The organism is Candidatus Poriferisocius sp. (assembly GCF_965204145.1).
Lineage (GTDB): Bacteria > Actinomycetota > Acidimicrobiia > Acidimicrobiales > Bin134 > Poriferisocius.
The window spans coordinates 1,706,514-1,724,020 of record NZ_OZ241977.1; the positions used below are offsets into that span (position 1 = coordinate 1,706,514).

A 17,507-nucleotide genomic window follows, 5' to 3' on the forward strand; every position below is an offset into this window, starting at 1 on the left:
CACCAGCCGGTGGGCCGCTCTCGTCTAGAGTTCAAGGTCACACTGCTATGAGCAGCACGGCTGATTTCGCCAGCACTCAAGCTGATCTCACCGCGGTACCTTCCGCGCCTCCCAGCCGTAGACTGCTGGCGCTTCTGGCCGACCTGCTAATCCTGGCCTTCGTAGGAGTCGTCTCCGTTTGGCAACTGGGATTGCGGCTGCTCGACAACTACAGCGATATCCCAGAGTTGGCCCTCGCCTGGCTGTTCATGACAGCGGTGCCCGCGGCGATCGTTGCGATCGTTGTGATCGACGCAATACGCGTCGGCCAGACGCCAGGCATGGCCGCCGCCGGCATTCGCACCATTCACGACGGCACGAAGAAGCGGGTTCTCCCCACCGATGACCCGAGAGTCCCTGAGCCCGGTATCCCTGCTCTGTGGCGCGACGTGCGAATTCTGCGAATAGCTGGACAGGCACTGGCCCTAATCGTGGTGGTAGCCCTCATTCGATGGATGTTCCACAACCTCATCGTGAGGATGGACAATGTCGGTCTCCCCAAAGAGTTCGACTTCCTCAACAAGCCATACGGCGTGGGCATAACCGATGCGTTCGGCTTCAACGTGCGAGACCCGGTTTGGAAGGCCCTATTCATCGGTTTCAAGAACACCATTGCGGCTTCTGTGGTTGGAATTTTGATCGCAACCGTAGTGGGAGTGTTCGTGGGCATTGCCCGACTCTCTTCAAATTGGCTGGTGGCCAAGGGAGCCAGCCTCTATGTGGAGAGTCTGCGCAACCTCCCGCCGCTGGTGGTCATCGCCTTCTTCGGCTTCGCCATATTCACTTACGGCCCACTCCCCCTCTTCAATCCAACCAATCCGCCCTGGCAAGGCACGTTCTTCGGTTCAGACAGCAACTGGATCATCATCAGCAAAGACCGTTGGGCCATTCCTTCATTGGCGGCTGAGAACCATGTGGGTGTGTTCTGGCTGCTCGTGCTGGTAGGGGCCCTCATCGCCATGACCGTCTGGATATGGCGGACCCGGTATAGCAATAGCACTGGGAACCCCCACCACCGCGTGCTGTGGTCATTGGGCACCTTCGCAGTGATTGTGGTGTTGTGCTTTGTGGCCTTGGGCCAGCCCTACTCGTGGTCGTGGCCCGCGGTCTCCGACAGTGGCCGGCGAGTAGTTGGGGGATTCAGCGCCCACTGGGGCTACATGTCGCTAACCCTCGGCCTGGGTCTTTACACGGCTAGCTTCGTAGCAGAAATAATCCGAGGATCCATCCTGGCCGTCCACAAAGGCCAGACCGAAGCAGCGATGGCAGTGGGATTGAAGTCTGGCCAGCGCTACCGCCATGTGGTGCTGCCCCAGGCGCAGCGGATCGCCATACCCCCGTATATCAGCGAGTGCGCCAACCTCATCAAGAACACCTCGTTGGGCATCGTCGTCGCCTACCCCGATTTAGCGCAAATCACCAACACTGCTTGGGGCATCAACTTCCCCGCTCCGCAACTTCTTCTCATCCTGATGACCGTATATCTGGTCATCAACCTCATCGTGTCTGCGCTGTTGAACCTGTACAACCGATCCCTCCAGCTCAAAGAACGATGAGCTGATGACTGCTACCGTGCCGCCCACCGAGACCAACCCGCAAGGCAGCTCATCGGTCCTGCCTCCTGATATGCGGGTCGCGCCCCGCGTTTGGGTGCGCCAGAACCTGTTCAACACCTGGTACAACGGCCTTGCTACTTTGATCGCGGCGGTAGTAGGAGCGATCCTCATCTACTACGGCGGGCGCTTTGTCTTCGTCACCGGTCAGTGGGAGGCGGTGCGAAAGTACCTCACGCTCCTCATGGTGGGTATCTTTCCTCGCGACCAGTTGTGGCGGCTTGTGGCCCAGATGTACATCGTGGCCTCGGCCCTAGGGTTGACCTGGGGAACGGTCACCGCCAGAAGCCAGGATCGATCCGAAGACACCGGAACCGTCGCTCGCCGGCCCAGTCCCTTCGACCTGCTGCGGCGCTACTGGCCCATTCTCTTGCTCTTGACGGTCATCCTGGTGCTCACTCGTACCATCTGGCCGACGCTGTTCACGCTCTCCACTATCGCGGTGGGACTCTGCGCGCGAGCCGGTGCCATGCGACTGCCCCGATCCGCCCGGCGACCTTGCTGGTACGTAGCCGGCTTCATGGCCATTGCATCCTTCCAAGTGGTCTCGGGAACGAGTGGGAACGCATGGTGGTGGACAAGCGGCTTATTCGCATTCGCCGCCTTCCAAATCAGCAGCGCGCGGGACTTCACCAAGCTCTTGGGCACTTCAATGGTCTGGCCGGTTTCTGGGCGCTCGCGGCTAGTCACTGCCAAAGATCTGGTGTGGCTGAAGCGATCGGTCCAGATCTTGGCCGTCGCGACCGCAGTAGTCGTGGTCCGCCTCGCCTACTGGCTTATTGGCGATACATCTGGCGTGAGCTGGGACAAATGGTCGGGTCTTTACCTCACTCTGGTGGCCTCCGGAGCAGCCATCATCTTGTCGTTTCCCCTGAGTTTGCTGCTGGCGGTGGGCCGCCGCTCTTCACTTCCCGTGGTGCGCTGGCTCTGCGTGGGCTACATCGAGATCTTCCGGGGCGTTCCTTTCATTGCGCTGCTGCTTGTCGCCAAGACCTTCATCGACTTCTTTCTCAATGTCGACACACCCCTTTCTCTGATAACCCGAACCATCATCGCCTTCACCATCTTCAGTTCGGCGTACCTAGCCGAGGTGGTGCGCGGCGGGCTTCAGGCCGTGCCCAAAGGGCAGATCGAAGCAGGCCAAGCGGTGGGCCTTCAGCCGTTCGGAGTCACGCGCCTCATCGTGCTACCCCAAGCATTGCGGGCGGTTATTCCGGCCATGGTGGGCCAGTTCATTAGCTTGTTCAAGGACAGCTCGCTTTTCGCCATCATCAGCGTAAGGGACTTCTATAGAGCCCGTGAGCTGATCCACGTGCCTGTGGAATACTCAACCACCGCTATTGCCGAAACCCTCGTCTTTGTGGCCTTCGCTTACTGGGCCCTCAGCTACACCATGTCCAAAGAAAGCCAACGCCTTGAGCGCCACCTCGGAGTCGGAGAACGATGACAGACACCACTGCAATCACCCCCAACGTCAACCGCGACGCTACCCAAATCGGGCGGCGGGAACTCATGATTCAAATGGACGGCGTAGACAAGTTCTTCGGATCGTTCCAAGCGCTCTCCGGCATCGATATGAAAGTGGGCGCGGGCGAGGTCGTGGTAGTAATCGGGCCATCGGGATCTGGCAAGTCCACCCTCATTCGCTGCATCAACCGCCTCGAACACCACGACCGAGGCCGCATCATGGTCGATGGCGTTGAGCTCACTGACGACGTGCGCAACATCGCCCTAATCCGCCGGGAAACAGGCATGGTGTTCCAGCAGTTCAACCTGTTCCCCCACATCACCGTCATCGACAACATCACCCTGGGACCGCGCCAAGTGCTCAAGATGCCTAAGAAGCAGGCAGAAGACCGGGCGATGGAGCTCCTAGAGCGGGTCAAGATCCCCGAGCAGGCCCGCAAGTTCCCCGGCCAGCTCTCCGGTGGCCAGCAGCAGCGGGTGGCCATCGCCCGCTCCCTGGCCATGCAGCCCAAGATAATGCTGTTCGATGAACCGACTTCAGCCCTCGACCCCGAGATGATCTCTGAAGTGCTCGAAGTGATCCTCGAGCTATCCCGAACCGGCATGACTCTCATCGTGGTCACCCACGAGATGGGCTTCGCCCGTGAGGCCGCCGACCGGGTGATCTTCATGGCCGACGGCGAGATCGTCGAAGTCGGCGAGCCCGAGCACTTCTTTACCAACCCCCAAGAAGAACGCACCCAGCTCTTCCTCTCCCAGATCCTCTAGCAACTGAGTGGGTAGTTGTCTTGGGTTTTGAGGTATTGGGCTGCGGGTGTGTGGTGGGCGGCGAGGTGTTTGATGTAGTGCCTGGCCATTGCCTCTGATGTCCATCGGCATGCTTGCATGAGGCCGGGCAGGTCGATGCCGTGGGCGGCGAGGTCTTGGGCCATGCCGATGCGCGGTGAGTGGCTGCTGATGTTTGCGGGGTTGTTGCCGGCGGCTTGGGCTGCGGCTTTCATGCGGCGGGTGACGGTGCTGGGGGAGATGTCGAATATGGGGTCGTCGGGGCGGGCGCTGTGGGGTCTGATGCGGATGAGTGGCTGGGTGGTGAATTCGGAGATGGGCAGGGCCGCTCCTTGGCCGTTTTGGTCGGTTTTCGACCGGCGGATCGACACTGTGCCGGGTTCGCTGTCTGCTGGGAGGTCGATGTCGGCCCAGGTGAGGGCGAGCAGTTCGCTACAGCGCAGGGCGGCGTCGTGGGCGAGGGCGATCATGGCGATGTCGAACTCGGCGCGCCGGGCGGCTTGTTCGGGGGTCTCTGCTCGTCCGCCGGGCTGGTTGCGCCGGGGTTTGTGGGCGGAGTCGATGATCTCCAGGATGTGGCGCCAGCGCAGCGGAGCGGCTTGGCTCGGTGTGTTGCCTTCGTCGGCGGCTTGCCTGGTCAGCCCGGACAGCAGCAGTCTGAGTTGGGGGTGATGCGCGGGGTTCGGGCCGGTGTGGTCGCGGTGTTTGTGGGCGACGGCGGCGAGGTAGGTGGACAAGGTGGCGGGCTTTTTGCCCTCTTGCCACAGGGCGGCCAGCCACAGTTGGAGGTGGCCGGGCTCGGCGGGCAGTGTCGGGAGGCCTCTGGCTTCTGCCCATTTGGCCCAGCTCCTCCATCCGGTGCGGTAGGTCTTGCGGGTGTTGGGGGAGAGCGCGGCCGCTTTGCCTTGGGCGACAAGCCGGTCCAGGAGCCCCGAGTCGGGTCCGCTGTCGAGGCCGGGGTGGCAGAGGGGGCGGTGGGTGCCGGTGAAATCAGATGCCTGGAAATCCATGGCCGCTGGCCTAGCGAATGAGCACAGCTCGACACGAATCGTAGCTATATGCCGCTGATTTATCCGAGCGCAGTTCAATATGGCGGATAATTGCCTTTATTGGCTAGCTCAAATCGGCGGTGCTTGTCAACCCTTTCCCCACATGCAGCCGTCGCAAGCGCCGCACCCAGCGGGAAGCACACCCGCTGGCCTGGGGATATAGAACACAGCCCGGGTCGCCGAGCATGACGGGGCGCAGTGCCCCCGACACCGGGTCCGATGAGATGCGGCGCCGCCCGGAACCGGGACAGCAGCCGCGGCGCTGTGCAGCGCCCTGGTCCGGGGAGGCCGGACCGGCCCGCCGCAGACAGCGGAAGATCCCAGTTGCGACCTCGTGTACGCGGTTGCGGTTCTAGCGGCGGTCGAGTTCTCGGAGGGGGTTTGTTCGTGGCGGATAAAGGCAATTATCCGCCGCGTACCAGATCGGGGAACCAGACCGATGAGACGACCAGCATCCCCCTTTGTCCCATTCATTCGCCTCTTGGCCGGCCGACCAGGCGGCTTCCGGCGCGACCGGAGGGTTCCGGGGTCCGCTTCGGGCAGGCCTCGGGGGCTGTGTTTGGTGGTCGTGGCTGTGGCTGTGCTGGCATCGTCGTTGGTGTTCGCGGGCGGGTCTTCGGCCCACAAGGTGGAGCCGGTGTATTCGTGTGATGAGGGGGAGCCCGACGCCGAGAACCAGTGCGCGGTCACCGTTGAGGCGACAGCCGAGTATTCGTGCGCTACAGGGGATCTCGTCGGCACCGAGTGTGTGATCGACACTGGGGAGGTTCCCGCCGCGAGCTGCGCGTCGGGGAGGCTGGCGGGCGACATCTGTTTGCATGTCGCGAACCCCATTTCTTGGTGCCCTGTGGGGGACCTGGTCGGCGGCAAGTGCGAGCACAGCGTCGACGCGGCCGAGCCGTGTGTGTCGGGGAGGCTGGCGGGCGACATCTGTTTGCATGTCGCGAACCCCATTTCTTGGTGCCCTGTGGGGGACCTGGTCGGCGGCAAGTGCGAGCACAGCGTCGACGCGGCCGAGCCGTGCGCGTCGGGGAGGCTGGCGGGCGACATCTGCTTGCATGTCGCGAACCCCATTTCTTGGTGCCCTGTGGGGGACCTGGTCGGCGGCAAGTGCGAGCACAGCGTCGACGCGGCCGAGCCGTGCGCGTCGGGGAGGCTGGCGGGCGACATCTGCTTGCACGCCGCCGACCCCGTCTACCGCTGCTCGTCGGGCACGCTGAGCGGCAGCCGGTGCCTGCACACCGCTTCGACCGTCTACCGCTGCTCGTCGGGCACGCTGAGGGGCGCCAGCTGCGTGACGTCCACGACCGCCCCCGCTGCGGCCAGCTGCTCGTCGGGCAGCCTCAGCGGAGGCCGGTGCCTGCACGTCACCACCGCTGACCCCGGCTGCCCCCGCGGATACCAGGCCGGCCCGTTCGACACCTGCTACAAGTACACCTCGCCCGCCTACCGCTGCGCCTCGGGCACGCTGAGGGGCGCCAGCTGCGTCACGACCACGACCGCGCCGGCCACCGCCGGCTGCCCCGCCGGGTACCAGGCCGGCGCCTTCGGCATCTGCTACCGCTACACCGCAGCCAACGCCAGCTGCCCCGCCGACTACGACCCGCCGAGCCTAGGCATCTGCTTCAAGCGCACCCCGGCGACGCCGCCCTGCCAGACGGGGTACACCCACACGGCGGGCAAGTGCACCCGCGTCACCGTCGTGTCGTCGAGGTGCCCCGCCGACTACGACCCGCCGGCCGCGGGCCTCTGCTTCAAGCGCACCCCGGCGACGCCGCCGTGTTCGGCCGGGTACACCCACACGGCGGGCAAGTGCATCCGCGTCACCGTCGTGTCGTCGAGGTGCCCCGCCGACTACGACCCGCCGGCCGCGGGCCTCTGCTTCAAGCGCACCCCCGCCGAATACACCTGCACCACCGGAACCCCCAAAGGGGCCAAATGCACCACCACCACACCGGCGACGGTCAAATACACCTGCCCCACAGGCACCCCCGACGCCAACAACGAGTGCACCACCACCGCACCCGCCACCCTCACCTGCGACGGCGAGGAAACCACCGACCCCGCCTGCCCCCACCCCCACCCCGACCCGATGATCGACGGCCTCGACGCCACCGGCACATCCGTGGCAGGCACCGCCTACACCGACGACTTCACCGTCACCCCCACCGACACCCCCGTCACCGCCACCGGCACGGGCTGCTCGGTCGCCGGCACGGCCGGCAGCTACACGCTGACCGCCACCCGCCCCGACCCCGGCACCCTCACCTGCACCATCACCGCCACAACCGCCACCGCCACCGCCACCGCGTCGATCACCGTCACCTTCACCGACCCGCCCGCGACGCTCAGAGCGCCCACAGGACTCGCATGCACATGGCCGACCCAGGCCAAAGGGGCGGTGGAGTGCTCATGGAACCCGGTCACCGGCGCCACCCGCGGCTACACGGTGGAATACGAGATGACCCTCGACCTGGGGCGGGGAAACATCAGAACAATCCCCGGCGACAGGGACATAAGCGGCACCAAGTTCTCCATCGGGGCGAACAAATACCTGACACAGACCAGGCTCCGGGCAGCCGCCATCGGCCCCGACGCAACCGGCCCCTACACCGCCTGGGCCACCGCCACCAAACCCCCACCCTTTCCTGCGCCCTCCGGGCTCATGATTGAGTGTTCAGGTGACGGTAGGACATTGACTGCCTCTTGGACAGCAGTGACGCCCCCCTCAGACGTTCAGTTGCAATACCGAGTCGCTACGGCAATCGAGGGACACGGTAACCCAGCCGACCAAGTTGTAGCCCATCCGACAGAAATCGCACACATCAGAGAGGCCGTCAAGGGTGCCCTGCACGCTGTCACTGTCACGGCCGAGCAGACCAGCGATAGCACCAAGGCGTCCACGCCGATAACGGGTTCTACCCGGTGCCCAGAAGCGCCAACCGCCCCAACCGGAGTTACAGCAGCGTGCATCGATGATTCTTTGACACTCTCTTGGAACGCTCCCGCGCACCAGATCTACAACCGGGCAAGCGAATACCGTGTCCGCCTCTACAGCGCCGATACCACCAACGCAGCAGACAACCTCACCGCCTACAACAAAAATGCACTACGAGAGACCGAAACCAAGATCACCCTCAGTAAGACCGACGGAACCTGGCCCGGCTCCTACTACGTCAGAGCACGAGCAGCCAACCTCGCCGGCAGTTCACTTCTCAGCACCCCAGCAACCCCCGTCACCTGTTTCGATTTCCCTTCTCCGTCTGATCTAGAGGTGACATGTTCGGGTGATGGAACTACCTTGACCGCTTCCTGGAGAGCGGTGACTCCCCCAGATGGCATTAAGTTGCAGTACCGGATATCCGTCGCTGTCGCGGGTCACACTGACCCGGCCGACATGGTTGTGGCCCATCCGGGAACAGTCGCCAGATTCGACTCGATAAAAGGTGCCTTATATACCGCCACAACCACAACTGAGCAGGCAGACAACACCAGCAAAGCATCAACCTCGCCATCATCAGATTCTGTTCGTTGCCCAGAGGAGCCCACAGCCCCACGCACTGTTACCGCCCTGTGCGTTGATGATGTGTTGACAGTTAAATGGAATACCCCAACAAATCAATCCCACAATAGTCCTAGCTGGTATCGCGTACGTGTATTTCAAAAAAACACTATCAATCCAAATGACCAGCTACCGGATTACATTCATAATGATCTGCGCGAAACTGTGACAACATTCAACATAGATCGAGATGATGGCATTTGGCCAGGGCCTTACTATGCGCGGGTCATAGCTGCAAACCTTGCAGGCGCATCCAACTTTAGTCAATACGCAGTTGAAGCGAATTGCGTAAATTCACGGCCCACTTCTATGAATGGCATTTCCGAAAGTAGAGTAGCTCTATTTGCTACCCCTGGACCACATTATGACGATATTGCATGCTCTATTCGCTTAGTACACCACCACCCAATAATTGGGTTGTTCTATGATAGTATTCAACATCAAGTTGTAACCTGTTATTATCATTATCATGCAAAAAACTGTCCTAAAGGTAGCGTTATGCATGAAAGTGAATTAGAGGGACCAAATGTATATGCAGGAGGCAGGGACGAAGCAGTAACTCACTCACATTGGTCATATTTTGTCTGGTACGAATGTTACGTTCCCGACAATTAGGCCAAATCAATTTAGTCGGTTTACCAAACCAAGCCTCATCGGCCATTGAACCTACCGTCTGGCAAGCCTACCGTAGTAAGACACAGTTTCCCCGGCTTCAGCATCTCTTGTCGCCCGGACGTTCTGGACCCATCCAGTCTATCAATGTCGGTTGTGACCGGGATATACCCTGTCGGATACCAGTGGAATCGAATAACAGAGTGAAGGGATCTTCGTTGAACACTAAGTCGTCCAGCAGCAGCGGGTGGCCATTGCCCGCTCCCTGGCTATGCAGCCCAAGATCATGCTCTTCGACGAGCCCACCTCGGCCCTTGACCCCGAGATGATCTCCGAGGTGCTCGAAGTGATCCTCGAGCTATCCCGAACCGGTATGACCCTCATCGTGGTGACCCACGAGATGGGATTCGCCCGTGAGGCCGCCGACCGGGTGATCTTCATGGCCGACGGCGAAATCGTCGAAGTCGGCGAACCCGAGCACTTCTTCACCAACCCCCAAGAAGAACGCACCCAACTCTTCCTCTCCCAGATTCTCTAACTGGCGAGACACAGTGCTTTAGTGGCGTGACGCTTCCCGTAAAGCGTGCGTCCACAAAATGGGGAGATCCTGATTTACCACTTCCTAGAGCGTCGGACGATGCCCGCTCGACGCAGATGGTGTTGAGTTCGCCTCCATTTCCTTGCGAAAGCCGCAACGGCTACAAGCAGGATTACTGCGACCAAGACTTGAGTGATGATGATGGTGCCGTCCAGCCAGACCGTCTCCACAAACCTTGCCAAAGCAATGAGCCCGACTGATACGAAGAGCCAAACATAGGCCGTAGCCAATTCTGGGGTGCGGGGCGTGTCTGGCGGACCAAGGTGATACTGCCCAAAGAAGCCCCTCATGAGTTCACCCTACCTTCGTATCCAGCCCAGCAGAGTCGGAAACGGAGCAATCCGGTCCGCCGGTATTATTGGCGGTATGAATGCTGGTTCCCCGCTGATTGAGAATGTTGCTCCTCCTGGCCTCAAAGGACTGATCGTGGCCGATACGGAGGTGGGCTCGGTTCGCGGGGACGAGGGGTGGTTCCACTACCGGGGACGAAATGCGGCTTCGCTGGCCCGGGAGCACTCGTTTGAGGCGGTAGCTCATTTGCTGCTGGGCGGGGACTTGCCGGACGACGTAGCCGAGGAGGCATTTCGGGCAAAGCTGGCCGCGGCCCGGAGTCTGACTCCAGAGGCAGCCGATCTGGTTGCTGCCCTGGGGCAAACTGATCTGCCTCCTATGACAATCTTGCGCGGCGTGCTGGGGGTAGAAGTTGATCCTCGGCCCACCCTGGATCTTGACCCGGATGAGCGGCGGGCTGCGGTGATGCGGGCCATCGGGATCACGCCCACTGTGTTGGCTTCCGTGAATCGCATCCGCTCTGGGGCTGAGCCGCTAGGACCCGACGAGTCGCTGTCCCACAGCGCCGACTACCTGCGCATGACCTTGGGGGAGACGCCGCTTCCGGAGCACGCCCGGGCGGTGGAGACCTACTTGTGTTTGACCGCCGATCACGGTTTCAACGCCTCCACGTTTACGGCCCGAGTTATCACCAGCACCGGTACCGACGTGGGCGGGGCCATGGGCGGAGCGTTGGCCGCGTTGGCCGGCCCGCTGCATGGCGGGGCGCCGGGTCGGGTGCTGGACATGCTCCACGCCATCGGCCATCCCGACAACGCGGTGCCCTGGATTGCGGCCGAGCTCGATGCTGGCCGCAAGATCATGGGGTTCGGGCACGCCGTTTACCGGGCGGACGATCCCCGCTCTGAAACCCTGAAAGCCATGGCCATCGAGCTGGGCGGCGAGCTGGTGGAACGAGCCCTCGACATCGAGAGCCGAATCCTGTCCTATCTGGCCGAGTGGAAGCCTGATGCGGTGATTGTCACCAACGTGGAGTACTACGCCGGCGTGGTGCTTCACCTGGCCGGGCTTCCCCAAGAGGCGTTCACCCCCACCTTCACTACCAGCCGGGTCGTCGGCTGGGGCGCCCACCTGCTGGAGCAAGCCGCCAACAACAAGATCATGCGCCCCAGCGCCCGCTACACCGGGCAGCTCCACAACGGCGACTAGGCGTCGAACGCGGCCAGAATTTGGTCGGCGGCCGCTGCGGGGGCCACTTGTCCCCCTGCTACCTGGTCCTCGAGGAGACCGGCCAGGTCGGCCACATCCGGGGAGGCCCGGAGGCGGTCTCGGAGGCGGTCTTCCACCATGGCCCACATCCACCTCACTTGCTGGTCGGACCGGAGCCCGGCGAGCTCCCCAGAATCGCTCAGCGCTTGGTAGTAGGCCTGGATTTGTTCCCAAACCTGGTCGAGGCCGGTGCCCTCGATGGCGCTCACCGCCAGCACCGGGGGAACCCAGTTGGGATTGGCCGGAGCAGTCATGGCCAGTGCGGCCCGGTAGTCCCGCACTGCCCGCTGGGCAGCGATCTCGTTGCCGCCGTCGGCTTTGTTCACCACCAGGGCGTCGGCCAACTCCAACACACCCTTCTTGATGCCCTGGAGCTCGTCGCCGGCGCCGGGCAGCATCATCACCAAGAAGAAGTCCACCATGTCGGCCACCGCGGTCTCCGACTGGCCCACGCCCACCGTCTCCACCAGCACAACATCGAATCCGGCCGCTTCCACCACGGTCATGGTCTCGCGGGTAGTGCGAGTTACCCCGCCCAGCGAACCAGAAGATGGCGACGGGCGGATGTAGGCAGCGTCGTCGATGGCCAGGTTGGGCATCCGGGTCTTGTCACCCAGGATGCTGCCCCCGGACACGGTTGAGGATGGATCAACCGCCAGCACCGCCACCCGGTGATCCTGCGAGGTGAGATAGGTGCCCAATGCGTCGATGAAGGTGGACTTTCCAACCCCGGGCACCCCGGTGATCCCTACCCGCCGAGCGCCGCCGGTGTGAGGCAGCAGCCGTTGAAGAAGCTCAGTAGCCAATGTCCGATCATCTGGCTTGGTGCTCTCCACCAGGGTGACGGCCCGGCCCAGCCAAGTGCGGTCGGCTCCCAGCACCCCCTCGACACAGGCGTCGAGGTCGATCACTGGCGGTTGTCCAAGGCGGCCAGCAAATCCAGCGCCGCGTCGGCGATCACCGTGCCGGGCCCGAAGATGGCCTCGGCCCCCGCGGCCCGCAGCTCGTCGTGGTCGCTAGGCGGGATGACGCCGCCGACCACGATCATGATGTCGGCCCGGCCCATCTGCTTCAGCTCGGCCCGCAACTCGGGCACCAGGGTCATGTGCCCTGCGGCCAGTGACGACGCTCCTACAATGTGTACGTCGGCCTCCACCGCTTGGCGGGCCACCTCGGCCGGGGTCTGGAACAGTGGTCCGACATCCACGTCGAAACCGAGATCGGCGAAGGCGGTGGCGATCACCTTCTGACCTCGGTCGTGGCCGTCTTGGCCCATTTTGGCCACCAAGATGCGGGGTCGGCGCCCGGTTCGGGACGCGAAACCAGCCACTGCTTCCCGCACTTCGCCGGTGCCGCCGCCGTTGCTGTCGCTCTGTCCCATCTCTGATTGGTATACCCCGGAGATCGTTCGGATCCGGGGTGCATGGCGACCATACACCTTCTCCAGCGCGTCGCTGATCTCTCCCACGGTGGCCCGAGCCCGGGCCGCGTCTACCGCGAGAGCCAGCAGATTGGAACCCTGGCTGCCGACGGGCTGGTCGGCCCCAGCAGTCAGCGCGTCCAAGGCTCGAGCGCAGGCCTCGTTGTCCCGGTCGGCCCGCAGCCGCTCCAGCCGGGCGATCTGGGAGGCTCGCACCTCGGCGTTGTCCACCTTCAGCACCTCGATGCCCTCTTCGCCATCCACCTGATAGCGGTTCACCCCCACCACCGTCTGAGAGCCGGAGTCGATGCGGGCCTGGGTGCGGGCGGCGGCCTCCTCGATGCGCATCTTGGGGATTCCCGCCTCGATGGCCTCGGCCATTCCGCCAGCGGCCTCCACCTCGCTGATGTGCTCCCACGCCCGCTGGGCGAGGTCGTGGGTGAGCCGCTCCACGTAGTAGGAGCCGCCCCAGGGGTCGGCCACCCGACAGGTGCCCGACTCGTGCTGCAACAGGAGCTGGGTATTGCGGGCGATCCGGGCCGAGAAATCGGTGGGCAGGGCCAGCGCCTCGTCCAGGGCGTTGGTGTGCAGCGACTGGGTATGGCCTTGCGTGGCGGCCATGGCCTCGATGGTGGTGCGGACCACGTTGTTGAACACGTCTTGGGCGGTGAGGCTCCAGCCCGAGGTCTGGCTGTGGGTGCGAAGCGACAGCGACCGGGGGTTGGAAGGATCGAATGGCCGCATCAGCTTGGCCCACAGCAGGCGGGCGGCCCGCAGCTTGGCCACCTCCATGAAGAAGTTCATGCCGATGCACCAGAAGAAGCTGAGCCGGGGAGCAAAGGCGTCGATGTCCAGCCCCGAGTCCAGCCCGGCCCGCACGTACTCCACCCCGTCGGCCAGGGTGTAGGCCAGCTCCAAATCGAGGGTGGCCCCGGCCTCTTGCATGTGGTACCCGGAGATGGAGATGGAATTGAACTTGGGCATGTTGGCCGAGGTGAAGGCGAAGATGTCGGAGATGATCCGCATCGACGGCGTCGGCGGGTAGATGAAGGTGTTGCGGACCATGAACTCCTTCAAGATGTCGTTCTGGATGGTCCCGGCCAGCTTCTCGGGGGCAACGCCCTGCTCCTGGCCGGCCACGATGTACATGGCCAGGATGGGAAGCACCGCGCCGTTCATGGTCATCGACACGGTCATCTGGTCGAGCGGGATGCCGTCGAACAGGATCTGCATGTCGAGGATGGAGTCGATGGCCACTCCGGCCATGCCCACATCACCGCTTACCCGCTGATTGTCGGAGTCGTAGCCCCGATGGGTGGCCAGGTCGAAGGCCACCGACAGACCCTTCTGCCCGGCCGCCAGATTGCGGCGGTAGAAGGCGTTGGAGTCCTCAGCGGTGGAGAACCCGGCGTACTGGCGGATGGTCCACGGCTGGGTGGCGTACATGGTGGCGTATGGACCCCGCAGGTAGGGCTCCAGTCCGGGGTAGGTGTCACAGAAGTCCAGCGGGGCCCGATCCTCGGCGGTGTAGAGCCGGCGCACGCCGAAACCCTCAGGGGTGGCCCAGGTGAGGTGGTCGGGGCCCTCCCCGGTCTGCGCTGCCACCAAATCGGCCCAGCCCATGCCGTTGGCGCCAGACACAGGAGAGGCGTGGAGGTCCACTCGGGAGAAGTCCGGGACGGTCATAGGCCCAGCCTGTCGTGGATGGCGCCCAGGGCATCCAGCACGTCGCAGCCCATGTGGATGTAGCCGTCGGCCCCCCATCGATCATCGGGGCGGCCGGCCAGCAGCACATAACCGCATCCGGCTTCTTTCAGCGCGGCCACCATGTCGGCGGCGTGTTTTTCGTACATCTCGTCAGACGAGCACACCACGGCGATGGGTGAGCCCGAGACCTTCCACGCCGAACTCGCTTCTGCCGGGGTGTCGCATCCATCACCGCCGACCGCCTCGATGCCGCCCGCAGCCAGCAGATTGGTGGAAAAAGCGGTTCGGGCCGTGTGGACGGCGATGGAGCCCAAGCTGGCCAAGAAAGCGGTTGGGCGAGACGGACCAGCGTCAGCGGCATCCCGCAAAGCCTCGAACGGCTCGGCCAAGCGGCGCAACCCGGGATCGGAAACCACCGGTGGCCGGTCGACCGCCGGCTCATCGAGGTCGGGGAACTCGCTCACGCCGGTGAGCGGCAGGCGGCGGGTGGCCACATCCCGGCTGCGGGCCTCATGGACCGCCTCAATGCGCTCCGACAGGCTGGCCCCCGCCTCCAGCTCCTGGAACAGTCCCCAGGCAGTAGTGGTCAGGGCATCGGTAAGCGACTCGATGTAGTAGGAGCCGCCCGACGGGTCGATCACCTGATAGAGGTGGGACTCCTCCCGAAGCAGCAGCTGCGTGTTGCGGGCGATCCGCCGCCCCAGCGGGTCGGGCACTCCAATGGCCGAGTCATACGGGCTAACGGTGATGGCGTCGGCGCCACCCGCCGCGGCGGCGAAGCAGGCCACCGTGGTGCGGATCATGTTCACCCACGGATCGCGGCGGGTCATCATGGCCCCGGCGGTAACCGCGTGCTGGCGCTGGGCGGCAGGCTCGATGCCGCATGCCTGGGTCACCCGGGCCCACAGTCGTCGGGCGGCCCGGAACTTCGCGATGGTCAAGAACTGGTCTACCCCGGCGGCGTAGCGGAATTCCAGCCTGTCGGCCGCCGATGCCAGGTCGAGGCCCGCCTGCTCACAGGCCCGCAGGTAGGCAACTCCGTCGGCCAGCGATCCGGCCAGCTCCTGGGCCTCGCTCGCGCCCTGGTCGGCCAATCGTGCCCCGTTAACAACCGCGACCAGCACGTTGCAGTAGTCCAGGTTCAAGGTGTTGGCCACTGCTTCAGCCACCGCGGGATCTCGGGGGTCCATCCCGAAGCCGCCGAGAGCCTTGTCTCTGGCCACTCCCCTGCTGTCCCAAAGGTCGACCAAATGCCAGATCGCGGCCTCGCTCCCCGGCGCCAGCATGATCGGCACCGTTGAGGGAACGCCATCGAGAAGGCTGTCGAGTTCTTCCAAACTCGTTTCGCCGTCGATGTGGAGCTCTATGGCATCAGCTCCCCCGGCCAAGTCGTCCAGCACCGCGCGGTTGCCGGTAGCGCGGCTGTGGGCCTGGCGGACCTGCCACGCGCCCCCCACCACCCTGCTTCCCCGGGTGAACGGCGCCACACCGGGCAGGCTGGTGTCTCCGGCGTGGTCGGCACCGGTGTAGAGCGGTTGAATCCGAATGCCGTCGTAGGTGGTGCCCACCAGCCGCTTGTCGAACGGCGCCCCCCGCAGCACCTGCTCCACCAGCTCCATCCACTGGTCCCGTCCGACCAGGTCGAAATCCCCAGCCAGGCCCATCACGGCGTCGCTCACCCCCTCATGGTACGTCCCGCCCCCTCCCCTCTCCCCAACCAATCTGCCTGAGAAGAAAACCAGTAAGGGAGGTCGAAGCCGCCCTCGTACCATCTCCGGGTGGCTGCAACATTCCTCCGAGACATCACCGACCTCGGTTTATTGGAGTCGGCCATCACGGATAAGCACGTCTCTGCCCGCACAACCGCCGAGGGGCTGACCGTGTACAACTACACCGCCCGGGCCCAGTATTCCGAGGCGTGGAACCAAGCCACCTTGGCCTGTCGGGGGTTGATCGCCGACCAGCACGGACGGGTGCTGGCCCGCCCGTTCCCAAAGTTCTTTGCCCCGTCTGAGCCCTGTGCCCCGGAAGTACCAGCGGAGGGGCCAATGCACGTCGCCGACAAGTGGGACGGATCACTGGGCATCGCCTACCGGCACCCCAATGGCGATATCCACATATCCACCCGAGGCAGCCTGGAATCCGCGCAGGCCATCGAAGGAACCCACATCTGGCAAGAACGGTACGCAACCGTTGAAGTCGAGCCCGGCATCACACCATTGTTCGAGATTGTCTACCCGCAGAACCGGATCGTTGTGAACCACGGGGACATGCGCGATCTGGTTCTGCTCGCGATCATCGACATCGCCACCGGCACCGACCTGCCGCTCGACCGGTTGGATTGGCCCGGCCCGGTGGCCGCCAGCCGAGAATTCGCCTCATTGAACGATCTTGCTGATCACATGGCCAGGCCTCGTCCTGACCACCACCCTGAGGAGGGTTTCGTAGTCCGGTACGACACCGGCGACGGCCAGCCCCACCTCCGCTTCAAGATGAAGTGGCCGGCCTATGTGGAGCAGCATCGGATGGTCACCGGATTGAACCGGCGACACATCTGGACAGCGGCCGCGGTGTTCGACGCTGCCCGTCGCGGTATATCCCCCAAGCACATCGCCGCCCGCCTGCGCCTTCCCCCCGAGACGGTAACGGGCCTGCTCGACCAGCCCGAGAATCCCATCGAGGCCATCCGGTCGGTGATGCCTGAGGAGTTTCACGGCTGGATCGACGGTACGCTGGCCGCCGTCGCTGCCGAAGCCAGAGAACGGATCTCCCTCTACGAACGGCTGACCGAACAGGCCGCCGATGAGAGCCGCGGCCAAGGTGACCGGGAGTTCGCCGAGGCGGCCCAGAGGCTGGCCGCCCACCACGACCTGCCAGTCGGCCCCATCTTCGCCCTCCACAAGCAAAAGCCCGAAGCCCATCTAGCTATCTGGGCCGACCTCCGACCCCCTGCCGATCCCGAAAGCGGTCCCCTGACCGGCAACCACCCACAGCTCTGAGCCACCTGCAATTCATTCGCTGTGGGTGCGAGAACGCATCTGTGAAGCGGTCCTGTAATAGTGATTGACATACACCCAATATCATGTAAAGTCAC

The 17,507-nt window shown here is 63.6% G+C and carries 12 protein-coding genes and 1 pseudogene; 7 read left to right on the forward strand and 6 right to left on the reverse strand.

The window, feature by feature from the left end:
- Window positions 1-47 precede the first annotated feature (47 nt).
- The 3 genes from ACOGI7_RS07870 to ACOGI7_RS07880 are packed head-to-tail and all read left to right on the forward strand — an operon-like array spanning window position 48 to window position 3,887.
- The gene (locus ACOGI7_RS07870; protein WP_419851365.1) at window positions 48-1,595 is read left to right on the forward strand and encodes an amino acid ABC transporter permease; all 1,548 of its coding nucleotides are present in this window, start codon (window positions 48-50) and stop codon (window positions 1,593-1,595) included.
- Between the two features lie 4 nt (window positions 1,596-1,599).
- Window positions 1,600-3,099 carry an amino acid ABC transporter permease gene (locus ACOGI7_RS07875; RefSeq protein WP_419851366.1) on the forward strand — a complete coding sequence of 500 codons (1,500 nt, stop codon included), beginning with the start codon at window positions 1,600-1,602 and terminating at the stop codon, window positions 3,097-3,099.
- Entirely contained in the window at window positions 3,096-3,887 is a 792-nt protein-coding gene (locus ACOGI7_RS07880) for an amino acid ABC transporter ATP-binding protein (RefSeq protein ID WP_419851367.1), read from the forward strand. The genes ACOGI7_RS07875 and ACOGI7_RS07880 overlap by 4 nt, the downstream gene beginning before the upstream one ends.
- On the opposite strand, the gene ACOGI7_RS07885 is transcribed toward ACOGI7_RS07880, so the two are convergent.
- The 3 genes from ACOGI7_RS07885 to ACOGI7_RS07895 all read right to left on the reverse strand — a co-directional run bounded on the left by ACOGI7_RS07885 (window position 3,884) and on the right by ACOGI7_RS07895 (window position 7,381).
- On the reverse strand, window positions 3,884-4,915 hold the full coding sequence (locus ACOGI7_RS07885) for a tyrosine-type recombinase/integrase (protein WP_419851368.1): 1,032 nt from the start codon (window positions 4,913-4,915) through the stop codon (window positions 3,884-3,886). The genes ACOGI7_RS07880 and ACOGI7_RS07885 overlap by 4 nt on opposite strands.
- 1,893 nt (window positions 4,916-6,808) lie before the next feature.
- Complete coding sequence (locus ACOGI7_RS07890; RefSeq protein WP_419851369.1) at window positions 6,809-7,090, reverse strand: hypothetical protein; 282 nt, start codon at window positions 7,088-7,090, stop codon at window positions 6,809-6,811.
- Between the two features lie 90 nt (window positions 7,091-7,180).
- Window positions 7,181-7,381 carry a hypothetical protein gene (locus tag ACOGI7_RS07895; RefSeq protein WP_419851370.1) on the reverse strand — a complete coding sequence of 67 codons (201 nt, stop codon included), beginning with the start codon at window positions 7,379-7,381 and terminating at the stop codon, window positions 7,181-7,183.
- Window positions 7,382-8,351: 970 nt separating this feature from the next.
- On the opposite strand from ACOGI7_RS07895, the gene ACOGI7_RS07900 reads away from it, so the two are divergent.
- The 3 genes and pseudogenes from ACOGI7_RS07900 to ACOGI7_RS07910 all read left to right on the forward strand — a co-directional run bounded on the left by ACOGI7_RS07900 (window position 8,352) and on the right by ACOGI7_RS07910 (window position 11,226).
- Window positions 8,352-9,131 carry a hypothetical protein gene (locus ACOGI7_RS07900; protein WP_419851371.1) on the forward strand — a complete coding sequence of 260 codons (780 nt, stop codon included), beginning with the start codon at window positions 8,352-8,354 and terminating at the stop codon, window positions 9,129-9,131.
- A 232-nt stretch (window positions 9,132-9,363) separates the two neighbouring features.
- Window positions 9,364-9,666: pseudogene (locus tag ACOGI7_RS07905) on the forward strand (AAA family ATPase); the annotation flags it as partial.
- A gap of 426 nt (window positions 9,667-10,092) precedes the next feature.
- The gene (locus ACOGI7_RS07910) at window positions 10,093-11,226 is read left to right on the forward strand and encodes a citrate/2-methylcitrate synthase (RefSeq protein WP_419851372.1); all 1,134 of its coding nucleotides are present in this window, start codon (window positions 10,093-10,095) and stop codon (window positions 11,224-11,226) included.
- Here ACOGI7_RS07910 and meaB read toward each other — a convergent pair.
- The 3 genes from meaB to ACOGI7_RS07925 are packed head-to-tail and all read right to left on the reverse strand — an operon-like array spanning window position 11,223 to window position 16,092.
- Window positions 11,223-12,197 carry a methylmalonyl Co-A mutase-associated GTPase MeaB gene (meaB, locus tag ACOGI7_RS07915; protein ID WP_419851373.1) on the reverse strand — a complete coding sequence of 325 codons (975 nt, stop codon included), beginning with the start codon at window positions 12,195-12,197 and terminating at the stop codon, window positions 11,223-11,225. The genes ACOGI7_RS07910 and meaB overlap by 4 nt on opposite strands.
- Window positions 12,194-14,392: a methylmalonyl-CoA mutase gene (gene scpA, locus ACOGI7_RS07920; RefSeq protein ID WP_419851374.1), complete on the reverse strand. Its 2,199-nt coding sequence runs from the start codon at window positions 14,390-14,392 to the stop codon at window positions 12,194-12,196. Before scpA ends, meaB begins: the two co-directional genes overlap by 4 nt.
- Complete coding sequence (locus tag ACOGI7_RS07925; RefSeq protein WP_419851375.1) at window positions 14,389-16,092, reverse strand: methylmalonyl-CoA mutase family protein; 1,704 nt, start codon at window positions 16,090-16,092, stop codon at window positions 14,389-14,391. The genes scpA and ACOGI7_RS07925 overlap by 4 nt, the downstream gene beginning before the upstream one ends.
- A 99-nt stretch (window positions 16,093-16,191) precedes the next feature.
- Between ACOGI7_RS07925 and ACOGI7_RS07930 the strand changes: the two genes are divergently transcribed.
- Window positions 16,192-17,412: an RNA ligase gene (locus ACOGI7_RS07930; protein WP_419851376.1), complete on the forward strand. Its 1,221-nt coding sequence runs from the start codon at window positions 16,192-16,194 to the stop codon at window positions 17,410-17,412.
- Window positions 17,413-17,507 lie beyond the last annotated feature (95 nt).

Bases quoted from the DNA above. Each gene is read 5' to 3' on its own strand.
- ACOGI7_RS07870 (WP_419851365.1), top strand. From the start codon at position 48: ATGAGCAGCACGGCTGATTTCGCCAGCACTCAAGCTGATCTCACCGCG.
- ACOGI7_RS07875 (WP_419851366.1), top strand. From the start codon at position 1,600: ATGACTGCTACCGTGCCGCCCACCGAGACCAACCCGCAAGGCAGCTCA.
- ACOGI7_RS07880 (WP_419851367.1), top strand. From the start codon at position 3,096: ATGACAGACACCACTGCAATCACCCCCAACGTCAACCGCGACGCTACC.
- ACOGI7_RS07885 (WP_419851368.1), bottom strand. From the start codon at position 4,915: ATGGATTTCCAGGCATCTGATTTCACCGGCACCCACCGCCCCCTCTGC.
- ACOGI7_RS07900 (WP_419851371.1), top strand. From the start codon at position 8,352: ATGGTTGTGGCCCATCCGGGAACAGTCGCCAGATTCGACTCGATAAAA.
- ACOGI7_RS07910 (WP_419851372.1), top strand. From the start codon at position 10,093: ATGAATGCTGGTTCCCCGCTGATTGAGAATGTTGCTCCTCCTGGCCTC.
- scpA (WP_419851374.1), bottom strand. From the start codon at position 14,392: ATGACCGTCCCGGACTTCTCCCGAGTGGACCTCCACGCCTCTCCTGTG.